Here is an 11,231-nt window from a genome sequence, read left to right as displayed (position 1 = left end):
ACCAGCTCGGTCACACACACTTTGTCATGAGAACACAGAAGGTTGGGTAATTTGTGTCGGCCCGCCGGTTCCCCGGGGGGGCAGACGGTCACCTCAGGCGACGTGCGAACCCGGAGGAGGACTCTGGGAGCAGCCGCCGCCGCAGTCGGCGGTGTGCTGGTGCGGCTCCTCGTCCTCCGGCCTCGGCTCGGTCGGCGGAGCCGACGGGTCGAGCGGGTCGAGTTCGTCGTCGATCGTGGTGTCGGTGACGTCCGTAGGTGTGGACATTGCGATAGCCTCCCCTGCTGATCTGCCTGGTACATACGGGCAACTCGGCCCACCGATCGTACGAACCCCAGGTGACCCCCAGTTGCCGTTCAGCGGGTCCCTCAACCCGCGAACGGAGTAATAGTGACATAGCGGAGCAGTGATCAGTAGCGCATTTGAACAATCCGTGGCGAATTTCTCAGCGTGCAATAGGCCGCGGCCCGTTAGCCCTTTCGCCGAGATCGAATACGGCACTCAGTGGTCGTGATCGGCCGGTCACGCATGGGAGTCTTCCCAGGCACCGGGGGGAGTGCGATGACCCGACTTCCGCGCAGCGCCGCCGCTTTCGTCCTCGCGCTCGTACTCGCCTTCCCCGGAAACTCCAGCGCCGAAAGCGCCCGGCAGCCGACGTTCACCAATCCGATCTCCGTCCCGGTGGCCGACACCTTCGCCGACCCGGCCGTGCTCCGCGGCGAGGACGGGTTCTGGTACGCCTACGGCACGGCCGACCCGTTGCACGAGGGCGAGCGGTTCCACCACGGCATCCCGGTCCTCCGCTCCGCCGACCTGGTGCGCTGGGCGTACGTCACCGATGTGTTCACCCCGGCTAACCGGCCGGTCTGGGCGGCGCCCGGCGCCGGGCTGTGGGCGCCGGACATCCGCTACGCCGACGGTCGCTACCTCCTCTACTTCACGGTCACCGACACGACGGCGAATCCGGGCGCGGACCCGGCCATCGGCGTCGCGACGGCACCGACGCCCGCCGGGCCGTGGACCGACAGCGGCAGGCCCGTCGTCGCGCCCCGTCCCGCGGCGGGCGGCACCTACCAGTGGACCTACGACCCGGCCATGCTCACCGACGCCGAGGGGCGGCGCTGGCTCTACTTCGGTTCGTACGTCGGCGGACTCTTCGTCGTCCCGCTGTCCTCCGATGGGCTGCGAGTCACCGGCGACGCGATCCAGGTCGCGATCGCCGACCGCTACGAGGCGAGCTACGTCGTCCGGCACGAGGGCTGGTACTTCCTGTTCGCCTCGGCCGCGAACTGCTGCGCGGGACCCGCCACCGGCTACAGCGTCTTCGCCGGTCGCTCCGCGAATCCGGCAGGGCCGTTCGTCGACAGGGCCGGCCGCTCGCTGCTCGATTCCCGGGTCGGCGGGACCCCGGTGCTGCAGCCGAACGGGAATCGCTGGGCCGGCACCGGGCACAACGCGGTCGTCAGCGACGCGGCGGGCCAGGATTGGCTGCTCTATCACGCCATCCCGCGCGACAAGCCCTACCTGGACGAACCGTACGGGATCAACCGGCGGCCGATGCTGCTCGACCGGCTGGACTGGATCGACGGCTGGCCGGTGGTCCGCGGCGGCGCCGGGGCCTCGGACGGCGAGCAGCGCGCGCCGGTCACGACCGGCGTCGTCGACGACAGGTTCGAACGCTCCTCGCTCGGCCCGGGATGGCGGGGCCCGGCGCCGGACTGGACCGTTGTGCCGCACGCGGATCCGGACTCCGGCGGTTTGCTGCGCCACACCGGCGAAGGACCCGGCAGGCTGCCGTCCACGAAGCGGATTCCCGCCGACGTGCAGGTAGACCTCGACATCCGCGTCACCGGCGGCGCGGCTGGGGTCGCGCTGCGCGTGAGCGGCCCGGACAGCCGGGTGTCGGTGACGCTCGACGAATCCGCCGCCGCGCTCGTCACCGACGTCACCGTCCATGGTGGACACAGTGCGCGGCGCACCCCGCTTCCCCCGGATTTCCGGTACGGGACTTGGCATACGCTCACCGTCCGGATCGTCGGCCGGGTCCTGCGGGTGGCCGTGACGGAAGGCCGTCCCGGCAATCCCGTGGCCGAGCAGGAACGTTCCCTGCCGTGGTGGCCCAGCGATGGCGGGCTGGCGATCCTGGCCTCCGGACCGGCGGAAGTGGACAACGTCTCGGCCGCTCCGGCCGCTCGCCCCACGCGACAGGAAGCACCCGAGCCGCGGGCAGGCTGGTTCGATCCGTCCTTTTCGGACGAGTTCGCCGGTTCACTGAGTCCACAGTGGACATGGATCCGGCCGGACTCCTCGGCCGCTGTGGAATCCGGGGCACTGCGCTGGCCGGTACAGGCCGCGGAACTGGTCGGCACCGGCAACGACGCGAGTGTCCTACTGCGCGAAGCGCCCCAAGGCGACTACGTGGTCGAGACCGAACTCGACCTCGATGTCGGCGTCGGCACCGTACGCAATTTCGAGCAGGCGGGCCTGATCGCCTACGTCAGCGACGACGACTTCGCCCGGCTGAGCCACGTCGCGATCTGGAACACGCGGCAGATCGAGTACGGCCGCGAACTCCCCTACGCTGGCCGGACCGTCTTCGGCGGGATGGCGCTCACCGCACCGGCGACGACCACGTGGCTCCGGCTCGCGCACAGCGTCGACCACCGCACCGGCGAACACCGGTTCCGCGCGGGCGTGAGCCGGGACGGATGTCGCTGGGAATGGGGCGGCACCTGGACGTTCCCCGCGGGCACCACGCCGCGGATCGGGCTGATCGCCCACGGCGGCGACACCCCGCCCGCCACCGCGGTGTTCCACTACTTCCGCGTCTACCGGGACTGAGCGGACCGAACGTCGCGAACGCTCCGTGAAGGCCTCCTTCACAGCGTTGAGCGCTGTGAAGGAGGCCTTCACGGACCTTCAGAGGCGGGCGGCGATCCCGTCGAGCAGGCAGTCCAGGCCGAGCCGGAACTGCGCATCCTCGCCGGGGCCGATCACCTCCGGGTCCTCGTCACGCAGGAAGCCCCGCATGAACCGGCCCAGCAGCGGGTACGGGCCGTCGCCGGAGCCGTCCCCCCACCAGTCGCGAGCCAGCTCCCGAACCTGCTCGGCGGAGGAGAAGTCGTTGTGGCGCCACATCTTCACCTCTTCGGCCCGCTGGAGCGCGGCCCCGAGCACGTAGCCCTCGATCAGCCGCTGGTAACCCAGCCCGGCGCCCAGGTCCTGGCCGAGCCGGTCGAACGTCGCGAGTATGAACTCCTTGATCCGGGAGGCGTTCGGCCCCGCGGGCGGGCGGCTGTGCACCAGCTCGGCGAACCAGGGATGCCGCTTCGCCATCGCCCAGTACTCCGTCGCGACCAGCGTCAGGTCGGCCCGCCAGTCCTCGCCGGGATGCGCCGGAGTCGTCACCTCCGCGCCCGCCGCGTCCAGCATGAGGTCGACGAGGCCCTCCTTGCTGTGCACGTACCGGTAGAGCGACATCGGTGTGCTCGAACCGAGCTTCGCCGCGACGGCACGCATGGTCAGCGCCTCGGCGCCGCCCGCGTCCGCGATGTCCACCGCCGCGCGCACGATCTCGCCGCGGCCGAGCCCCCACTTCCGTTCCGGCGGCTCCGGTAGCAGCCAGATCGGCGGCGGCACCTTCGACGAACCCCGCTCCTTCGAGCCACCCACGCACTACCTCCCACCGTTTGCGTACAGAGTACACGTCGTGTACAACGTACATAGAATGTACGACGTACACGAATCTGGGGAGCGCTATGAGCGAGGAATACGTACCTGTCCTGATCGTCGGCGGCGGCATCGCCGGGTTGACGGCGGCGCTGCTGTTGCAGCACCACGGCGTCGGAGCGGTACTCGCGGAGAAGCACGCGGGCACGTCACCACAGCCGAAGGCGCGGCGGTTCAACCCGCGCAGCAACGAGGTCTTCCGCGCGCTCGGGCTGAGCGAGGAGATCGCCGAGGCGGGCGCGCCGCTCGCGAAGTTCACCGGGATGCTGACCGGGCCGACGCTGGCGGAAGCGACCTGGCCGGAGATGACACCTCAGCTGACCGCGGCCGCGGTCCAGCACGCCGAACTCGCCCGGCTCAGCCCGGCGCCGAGCGTGCTGTGCCCGCAGGACGTGCTCGAACCGGTGCTGCGGCGGGCAGCCGAAGCACGCGGCGCGCGGTTGCGGTTCGGCACGGAGCTGGTGGCGGTCAAGCAAGACGCCGACGGCGTGCTCGCCGAACTGCGCCCCGCGGACGGCGAGCCGTACACCGTGGTCGCCGACTACCTGATCGCCGCAGACGGGGCCCGCAGCCCGATCCGCGAGTCGCTCGGCATCCCGCGCACCGGGGCCGGGCACCTCGCCGACAACCTCGACGTGTGCTTCCGCGCCGACCTCGCCGAACTGGTGCGCGGCAAGGAGTTCAACCTGTGCCGGATCGAGAACCCGGCCGCGTCCGGGGCGTTCGTCTCCGTCAACGGCACGGACGTCTGGCTGTTCTCGACCTCCGATTTTCCCGTCGGCGACCGGCGTGCCCGCGACCTCGGCGACGAAGAGTGGGCGAGCTTGCTGCGCGAGGTGATCGGAGTGTCCGATGTGGACATCGAGATCCTGTCGAAGATGCCGTGGGAGTCCGGGATGTACGTGGCCGAGCGGTTCGCCGAGGGGCGGGTCTTCCTCGCCGGCGACGCGGCGCACGCGATGCCGCCGATGGCCGCGGCCGGGGCCAACACCGCGATCGCCGACGTCGCCAACCTCACCTGGAAGCTCGCCGCGGTGCTGGCCGGGAACGCGCCGGCCACCCTGCTCGACAGCTATCACGCCGAGCGTTATCCCATCGGGTACGCCACCGCCGCGTTCTCCAGTCAGGTCAGCGGCCATCTGGGCACCATGCTCAAGGCGATCACCAGCGGGGACACCCAGCGTGCCGACATCGGCGCCACGATGTTCGGCGTCCAGTATCCCGAGGGCGCGTTCGTCGCCGACGACCGCGGCCCCTCCCCGGAGGACCACTACGCGCCCGGTGCGCGGCCGGGCACCCGGATCCCGCACGCCTGGCTAGGCCGCGACGGCGATCAGGTGTCCACTTTGGACCTCGTGGGCCCCGGCTTCGCGCTGCTGACCGGCCCGGACGGCGAGGCGTGGCAGCGGGCCGCGGCCGAGGTCACGGCGGAATCCGGACTCACCGTCGAGGTGTGCCGGATCGGCACCGACGTCACCGATCTCTCCGACGATGACGGCGGCTGGCTCGCCGCGGCGGAACTCACCGGCACCGGCGCGGTGCTGGTCCGCCCGGACGCCGTGGTGGCGTGGCACTCGCCCACGTGCCCGGAACGCCCCGCCGAAGCGCTCGGGAAAGCGCTCTCGCAGGTTCTCGGGCGCTGAAGCCCCTGGGGCACAAGAGGTCCCGGGCCACCGAGGGGGTGACCCGGGACCTCGCGCTCAGCTCGCCGCGTCCGCGCCGTAGGGCTGGGTGATGGCCTCCAGGTAGTGGCCGGAGGGGTCGGGGAAGTACACGCCACGGCCGCCGTGGTTGGTGTTGTACTCCCCTGCCCGCTCACCCCGCGGGTCCGCCCAGTGGTCGAGCCCCCTGGCCTGGATCCGCGCGTAGATCTCGTCGAAGTCCGGCTCTGTCACGAGAAACGCATAGTGCTGCGGCGGGAATTCCACGCCCGGCTCGGCGAACTGGAACAGCACGCCGCCGTCCAGCCGGACGGTGAGAAAGGGCCCGCCCTCCTCCGCCTCGGGCAGGCCGAACATCTCGGTGAAAAAGGAGGCGGATTCCCGCTTGTCGCGCGCGGCGACGATGGTGTGATTGAACAACGTGGTCATGAATGACCTTTCGAACCGGCGCCTCCATGCCTGACGCTGTCCGCCACCGGCACGCGACGCTGCTCTGATCAGATCACGAACCGCGCGGCCGCCGCAAGTCCGTTGTGACCGGCCTCCCGGCCTCTCCTCCGGCTCACTCCGCCACCGCCCGCTTGCCCGCGGTCATGCGCCCCAATCCTTCGCGGCGTTGAGCGCTGTGAAGGACCCCTTCACGGCACTGAGCGCCGGTAAGGAGGCCTTCACGGCATGCAGTGGGTCCGGGGCGCGTGTCGCGAACGCTCCGTTCGAGACGCTCATCGTCGGCAACGGAGCGTTCGCGACATCGGGCGAACGGAGTCGGCGAGCGCAGGAAAGTCCCAGGGAAGTCCGAGGGACGCCCTGGGTGCATCCACCGCACCCAGGGACGCCCTTGTCGCACCCCAGGCGTCCTACAACACAACCGGCAACACACATACGGCCCCAGAACCCTTAGCGAGAAAACCTCATTGGGGGCTCTATCAGCAGTGGTTGCACGAAGGACGGCGGGCGTCATCGAGAGGTGGGTGTCCACAAAGGAGTCAGGCGTCGAGCAGGGTGGCCAGGCGTGAGTAGCCGCCGTCGCGCAGCCGGGTCCCGGAGGTCTTCGCATACGCCGCGTCCGCCTCGATGCCGAGCCCTTCGACCATGCGGTTCATGAAGTTGAACAGCGCGCACACGAGCACGGCGTCGTGCAGTGCCCGCTCGTCCCAGCCCGCGGCGAAGACCGCTTCGGCGTCGGCGTCGGTGATCTCGGCGGGGGTCCTGGTGAGCTTGCCGACATAGGCGAGCACCGGCTTGAGCCGCTCGTCGACCGGTGCGCTGCCGAGATCGGTGAGAGCCGCCGCCAGCAGTCCTTCGGGGACACCGAAGGCCTCGGCGGTGACCGTGTGCACGCCGTGGCAGTAACCGCAGCCGTTCACTCCGGAGACGTAGGCGGCGATCAGTTCCCGCTCGCCCGCGCTGAACCGCGACGGGGCGCGCATGACCAGTTCGTGGAAGTCCAGCAGCGGCCGCGCGGACGCCGGGTAGGCGCGGAACACGTCCAGCAGGGTCGTTTCAGTCGGCAAGGACTTCAGATAGGACATCGGGAACGGCTCCCTCGGGTTCGGGCCGCCGGACGGCGAGCCGGTCGACGTCGGCGCGGCGCAGCCAGCAGGCGGTCAGGTAGGCGGCCGAGGCGGGGCCGAGGCCGGGGACGGCGGTAGTGACCCGCTCGGTCGTCTGGGCCCATTCCAGACGCAACGAACCGGCGGCGGTCACCGCGAGTCCCGCCTCGATCGCCGGGCGTACCGCGCGCCAGCGGTCCCGGCCCGCTTCGACCAGCGCGTCGGGGCCGAGCCGGTCCAGCGCGCCGTGGCGGGCCTGGTCCACCGCGAGCGTCACCAGCGCCGGGTCGTCGGCGAGGCGGGCGAGGCCGACGCCGGCCAGCAGCCGGTCGGCGTCCAGGCCCATCAGGATCACGCCGACCTCGGTCGAGGCCGGATCGTCGATCGAGGGCAGCGAGAACCGGGTGTCGTGCGCGGCCGGACCGGACGCTGTCGGGTCAGCCACGGGCACCGGCCTTTTCCTGTACTGGGGCGAATTCCGTGCGGCGGGCCTCGCGGCGCACGCTTTCGGCGACCGCGGCGGCGACTCGCGCCGTCGCTACGCGGTGCCCGTCGATGTTGCGGGCGGCCGGGCCGAGGACCATGCCCGCCGCCGCGCCCACCACGAACACGCGGGGCGCGCGGGCGTAGGCCATCGTCCGCCCGTCGAGCTCCGGCCAGCCGTCGCGCGCGCCGACCAGTTCGCCGGGCAGCAGCCCGGTGCCGATCGACGGGGTGGTGCCGAGCGCCAGCACGACGTGGTCGCCGGTGACCCGGCCGCCGCTCTCGAGCCGCAGCACGGCCGTGCCGCCCGCGCCGGGCGCCACCTTCGTGATCGCCTCGCCGCGATGGACGACGAGACGGCCCTCGGCTTCCGCGCGTTCCAGCGCGGGACGGAATTCGAACATGATCGACGCGCGCCGGTAGCGGCTCATGAGGCCGAGGCGGTCGTCCCAGTCCACGCCGTCGAACCGGGCCCTGCCCTCCGGCCGGAAGAACGTGGAGTTGACGTCGGCGCACTGATAGCGCTCACCCGGCTCCCGGACCACCCAGTGCACCTGCTTGCCCGCGGCGAGCGCGTTACCGATCAGGTGCGCGGCGGTGAGCCCGGCGCCGACGACGACGAGCCGTTCGCCGTAGGCCGGCAGTTTCTGGTCCCAGTAGCTCACCGACGGGGGCGGGAACCCGCCGCCCCACCAGTGTTCCGGGGCGTCCTTGCGTTCCTCGCCGAGACACAGCACCACGCAGCGCGCGGTGACGCCGAACCGGTCCGCGCGCACGGTGACCGCGTCGGCGGTCGGCAGGATTTCCCGCACCACGCCTCGCCAGGTCTTCCCGGTGACGTGGTGGCTGGTCGCCAGGTGCCTGCAGTAGGCGTCGAAGACGTCGACGGGCACGACCGAGCGGTGCCCGGCCTGTGCCATGCGGATCTCCCGCCGTTCCACCGGGGTGAGCAGTCCCCAGTGGAGCCGGGCGAAATCGAGCAGTTCGCAGTCGCGGTACCCCTCGACGCCGGGGTGGTGTTCGTAGGGCGAGCGCAGCACCCGCTGCCCGAGCCGGTCGACGCGGGCGAAGAACCGGCGGCACGGCCTTCCGGTGCGGTCGGCCAGCACGACGTCGTGGATCCCGTGGTGCCACAGCGCGGAGGCCACCGCGAGCCCGGCGGGACCGGCGCCCACCACGACGACATCCGCGGTGTGCGGCGGGTTTCCGGCCGGTGCGCCCGTTTCTCCCGGCAGCACCGGCCATTCCCGCCCGCGCGGCGAATCCAGCAGCCGCGGCTCGGGGACGAAGGTGATCATGCTCAGCCGATGACGGTGACGGGAACGATCAGCTCGATCACCGGCCGCTGCCGCATCCCGTTGGTGACCAGCTCTTCGAGCGTCTGCTGGGACTGCTCGGCGCTGTCGGTCGCGATCGGACTGTAACGCGAGTAGGCGTAGGTGGGTTTCCGGCCGCCCGCTTCGAGCGTGTACACCTTGAGCACCGCTTCGCCGGGGCGGACCTCGCCGTCGTAGAACGTCAGGCGCCGCTGGTCCGGGGTCATGAAGGACTTCGAGAACTGGCGGGAAAGCACGAGGGTGTCGGGATCGTTGACGAAAGTGGAGTCCTCGTCGGTGACGACCTGCATCGCGACCCAGGTCTTGTCGGTCAGGTTCGTCTCCGACTTGATCACCTGCCACCGGCCCGGTTCGGGCAGGTTGACGCTGACCGAGACGTCGTGGTCGGTGGTGTCGATGGCACCCGAGATCATCAGCACCCGCCTGCGGACGTCGGCGACTCCTGCCATTTGAATGTCACGCGCGCGGACCCGGGTCGAGACATCCAATCCAGCGAATTCCGGTGACGACATTTTATTGTGCCTCCTCGCTTGCCCCCGGAGCAGAAAGTTGCGCATCAAGCAGGGAAAGAGTTTCACACGCCCATTGGGGTGTCAAGGTGAGATATGCACGACCTCGACGGGCGTGTGAATCACCTTAACCGCGAAGCACACGTCCTCGTGGAATTCGGCGGAACGGCCGCCGCGGATTGGGCCGTTCGGCGGTACGGGGCGGAGTCCGCCCCGGTCCAGGGTCCATGATCAGGTCTCGTCGTACTCCTGCTCCCATGCCGCCGCGATCACACCGTCCTGGAGTTCACCGACGTAAAGCAGCTCGAAAGAGGATTCACTGCGTCGCATATTGAATTTGACGACGAGGTTTCTTTTCACGACGATCACGAAATTGTGCGGATTCCGGCCGTCGCCGAAAATGTCGTAAACCAGGAAGGCCGAACCGTCCGCGATCGAGAACAGCGCCTCGTAGATCACGTTGCGGTCGGCCTGACTGGCGGCCTGAGCCCATTCCTCGAGGATTTCGATCCCCGAAGTGAGCTGGAGGCGCATAGCCATCCGCCGGCCTCCTCAACTCAGCAGTCGCCGGCGCGGTGCCGGCCTGGTGGTGTCGCCGTCCCGCAGGACCGTCGCGACCGGACTTGTCCCGTCCATCCCGGCGCCTGCCGGTTGGGTCGGGTGACACACCTCCGGCCGGACAGTCGGTTCCCAGTATCGAACGCTGTCACGGCGAAGGTCATCTTCGACATTGCTGTTCCGTAGCGGTGCGGGCACCGCGTGTGCCGCACGTGCTCAGTTGTAGCCGAGCACGATGTGTTCGGCGAGATACTCGCGCTCGGCCACCAGCTCCTCGGCTGGGGCGGGCGTGCCGAGCAGCGCGATGTCCTCTTCGAACGGGTTGACTTCGTACCGGTCCAGTTGTGCTGTCATGATGCGGCCTCCACTTCGGACATGGGAGAAGTGTGCGCTCCGCCGATGGAGAGTTAATGGGGAACCAGTGGAAAACGCACTTGCCCGATGCGGCGGGGATGTGCTGCGCAAGCTGAGAGTGGTCGGCAGGGGGAGGGTGGCGGCGATCCTGAAGGGACAACGGAAACGCCCGCGACCACCAACTTCGCGGGCCGGTGGCCGGCCGCGGCGGCCGGCTCTCACGCCACGGAGTACACCATGACCGAACGCCTTGACCCGTACGAAATCTTCGCCGACGACGACACCGACATCGACCTGTCGGCGCCGATCTGGTACGAACTCCCGCTGGAGCCGCGCGTCGCCGAAGCCGGGCGGTTGGACCGGTGAGCCCACCGCGGCACGACCCGGCCGGCGGCCTGCCCGAGCCGGGAAAGCCGCGGCGGCCACGCGTCGTCCCGGACTGGCGGATTCCCCGGCAGCGGACCGGAACTCCGCTCAGCGCGGCGGCGCACCAGCGGACGTGCGCGGTGTGCGGCGTGCCGTTCTCCCCCGGTGAACGGACCGAGCTGCAGAGTTTCACCGACGGCGAGATCCGGTACACCGCCGTGCATCCCGGCCACAGCATCTACGCGAGCTGCCGGGAGCGGCGCATCGCCGACCGGCTGCGCCGCGTCCGCGCAGCCTGAGCCACCTCCGCGCTCCGCGCCCGATTCTCCGCGCGTAGGTTTCCCGCTCCCGAGGCCCGCGCGAGGCCGGATTCCCTTGGCAGGCCAGGTTCCGCGCGAGGCCGGGCGCGCGAGCCGAGGGACGCCCTTGGTGCGTTCGATGCACCGAGGGACGCCCCCGGTGCATCGGACGCACCCAGGGACGCCCTCGTCGCATCCGCGCCGGCCTGTCGGCCCCCACCACTACTGTGTCGGGTAGGGGGCCTCAGGGTGTCCTGAATCTTCCGTTCATTCCTTCAGCGGGAGAGCGAACCCGCCGCCGTGTCCTTTATGGACTTTGGTGTCGTGGGGGGGGGGGGGTTGGGGCGGGGTGGGGTGTGTGGGCGCCCAACCAGCCGGGCGG

The 11,231-nt window shown here is 70.3% G+C and carries 13 protein-coding genes; 4 read left to right on the top strand and 9 right to left on the bottom strand.

Annotated features, from left to right (window positions below):
• Positions 1–93: 93 nt before the first annotated feature.
• Positions 94–267 carry a hypothetical protein gene (locus ACFWX1_RS30120; protein ID WP_378393018.1) on the bottom strand — a complete coding sequence of 58 codons (174 nt, stop codon included), beginning with the start codon at positions 265–267 and terminating at the stop codon, positions 94–96.
• 294 nt (positions 268–561) lie between these two features.
• Between ACFWX1_RS30120 and ACFWX1_RS30115 the strand changes: the two genes are divergently transcribed.
• Positions 562–2,841: a family 43 glycosylhydrolase gene (locus tag ACFWX1_RS30115; protein ID WP_378393016.1), complete on the top strand. Its 2,280-nt coding sequence runs from the start codon at positions 562–564 to the stop codon at positions 2,839–2,841.
• Positions 2,842–2,919: 78 nt separating this feature from the next.
• On the opposite strand, the gene ACFWX1_RS30110 is transcribed toward ACFWX1_RS30115, so the two are convergent.
• Complete coding sequence (locus ACFWX1_RS30110; RefSeq protein WP_378393014.1) at positions 2,920–3,672, bottom strand: TetR/AcrR family transcriptional regulator; 753 nt, start codon at positions 3,670–3,672, stop codon at positions 2,920–2,922.
• Between the two features lie 86 nt (positions 3,673–3,758).
• Here ACFWX1_RS30110 and ACFWX1_RS30105 point away from each other — a divergent pair, with 86 nt between their 5' ends.
• Complete coding sequence (locus ACFWX1_RS30105; protein WP_378393012.1) at positions 3,759–5,372, top strand: FAD-dependent monooxygenase; 1,614 nt, start codon at positions 3,759–3,761, stop codon at positions 5,370–5,372.
• Positions 5,373–5,429: 57 nt separating this feature from the next.
• On the opposite strand, the gene ACFWX1_RS30100 is transcribed toward ACFWX1_RS30105, so the two are convergent.
• The 7 genes from ACFWX1_RS30100 to ACFWX1_RS30070 all read right to left on the bottom strand — a co-directional run bounded on the left by ACFWX1_RS30100 (position 5,430) and on the right by ACFWX1_RS30070 (position 10,184).
• Complete coding sequence (locus tag ACFWX1_RS30100) at positions 5,430–5,819, bottom strand: VOC family protein (RefSeq protein WP_378393010.1); 390 nt, start codon at positions 5,817–5,819, stop codon at positions 5,430–5,432.
• Positions 5,820–6,376: 557 nt separating this feature from the next.
• Positions 6,377–6,922, bottom strand: a complete 546-nt coding sequence (locus ACFWX1_RS30095; protein ID WP_378393008.1) for a carboxymuconolactone decarboxylase family protein — start codon at positions 6,920–6,922, stop codon at positions 6,377–6,379.
• Positions 6,894–7,388 carry a DUF6187 family protein gene (locus tag ACFWX1_RS30090; protein ID WP_378393006.1) on the bottom strand — a complete coding sequence of 165 codons (495 nt, stop codon included), beginning with the start codon at positions 7,386–7,388 and terminating at the stop codon, positions 6,894–6,896. Before ACFWX1_RS30090 ends, ACFWX1_RS30095 begins: the two co-directional genes overlap by 29 nt.
• Positions 7,381–8,724, bottom strand: coding sequence for an FAD-dependent monooxygenase (locus ACFWX1_RS30085; protein ID WP_378393004.1), 1,344 nt, complete (start codon positions 8,722–8,724; stop codon positions 7,381–7,383). Before ACFWX1_RS30085 ends, ACFWX1_RS30090 begins: the two co-directional genes overlap by 8 nt.
• A gap of 2 nt (positions 8,725–8,726) precedes the next feature.
• Positions 8,727–9,212 (bottom strand): DUF6423 family protein, encoded by a 486-nt coding sequence (locus ACFWX1_RS30080; RefSeq protein ID WP_378393002.1) that lies wholly within the window; start codon positions 9,210–9,212, stop codon positions 8,727–8,729.
• A 291-nt stretch (positions 9,213–9,503) separates the two neighbouring features.
• Positions 9,504–9,812 carry a DUF6235 family protein gene (locus ACFWX1_RS30075; RefSeq protein ID WP_378393000.1) on the bottom strand — a complete coding sequence of 103 codons (309 nt, stop codon included), beginning with the start codon at positions 9,810–9,812 and terminating at the stop codon, positions 9,504–9,506.
• A 234-nt stretch (positions 9,813–10,046) separates the two neighbouring features.
• Positions 10,047–10,184 (bottom strand): hypothetical protein, encoded by a 138-nt coding sequence (locus ACFWX1_RS30070; RefSeq protein WP_378392998.1) that lies wholly within the window; start codon positions 10,182–10,184, stop codon positions 10,047–10,049.
• Positions 10,185–10,421: 237 nt separating this feature from the next.
• Here ACFWX1_RS30070 and ACFWX1_RS30065 point away from each other — a divergent pair, with 237 nt between their 5' ends.
• Positions 10,422–10,550, top strand: coding sequence for a hypothetical protein (locus tag ACFWX1_RS30065; protein WP_378392996.1), 129 nt, complete (start codon positions 10,422–10,424; stop codon positions 10,548–10,550).
• Positions 10,547–10,849: a hypothetical protein gene (locus ACFWX1_RS30060; protein ID WP_378392994.1), complete on the top strand. Its 303-nt coding sequence runs from the start codon at positions 10,547–10,549 to the stop codon at positions 10,847–10,849. The genes ACFWX1_RS30065 and ACFWX1_RS30060 overlap by 4 nt, the downstream gene beginning before the upstream one ends.
• The last annotated feature ends 382 nt before the right edge of the window (positions 10,850–11,231 follow it).

The sequence above is a fragment of the Amycolatopsis sp. NPDC059021 genome (genome assembly GCF_042739895.1).
GTDB lineage: Bacteria > Actinomycetota > Actinomycetes > Mycobacteriales > Pseudonocardiaceae > Amycolatopsis.
The sequence above is the reverse complement of the archived record's forward strand: the minus strand, read 5'-3'. Positions and strand labels throughout refer to the sequence as shown.

Bases quoted from the DNA above. Each gene is read 5' to 3' on its own strand.
- ACFWX1_RS30120 (WP_378393018.1), bottom strand. From the start codon at position 267: ATGTCCACACCTACGGACGTCACCGACACCACGATCGACGACGAACTC.
- ACFWX1_RS30115 (WP_378393016.1), top strand. From the start codon at position 562: ATGACCCGACTTCCGCGCAGCGCCGCCGCTTTCGTCCTCGCGCTCGTA.
- ACFWX1_RS30105 (WP_378393012.1), top strand. From the start codon at position 3,759: ATGAGCGAGGAATACGTACCTGTCCTGATCGTCGGCGGCGGCATCGCC.
- ACFWX1_RS30100 (WP_378393010.1), bottom strand. From the start codon at position 5,819: ATGACCACGTTGTTCAATCACACCATCGTCGCCGCGCGCGACAAGCGG.
- ACFWX1_RS30095 (WP_378393008.1), bottom strand. From the start codon at position 6,922: ATGTCCTATCTGAAGTCCTTGCCGACTGAAACGACCCTGCTGGACGTG.
- ACFWX1_RS30085 (WP_378393004.1), bottom strand. From the start codon at position 8,724: ATGATCACCTTCGTCCCCGAGCCGCGGCTGCTGGATTCGCCGCGCGGG.
- ACFWX1_RS30080 (WP_378393002.1), bottom strand. From the start codon at position 9,212: ATGGCAGGAGTCGCCGACGTCCGCAGGCGGGTGCTGATGATCTCGGGT.
- ACFWX1_RS30075 (WP_378393000.1), bottom strand. From the start codon at position 9,812: ATGGCTATGCGCCTCCAGCTCACTTCGGGGATCGAAATCCTCGAGGAA.
- ACFWX1_RS30070 (WP_378392998.1), bottom strand. From the start codon at position 10,184: ATGACAGCACAACTGGACCGGTACGAAGTCAACCCGTTCGAAGAGGAC.
- ACFWX1_RS30065 (WP_378392996.1), top strand. From the start codon at position 10,422: ATGACCGAACGCCTTGACCCGTACGAAATCTTCGCCGACGACGACACC.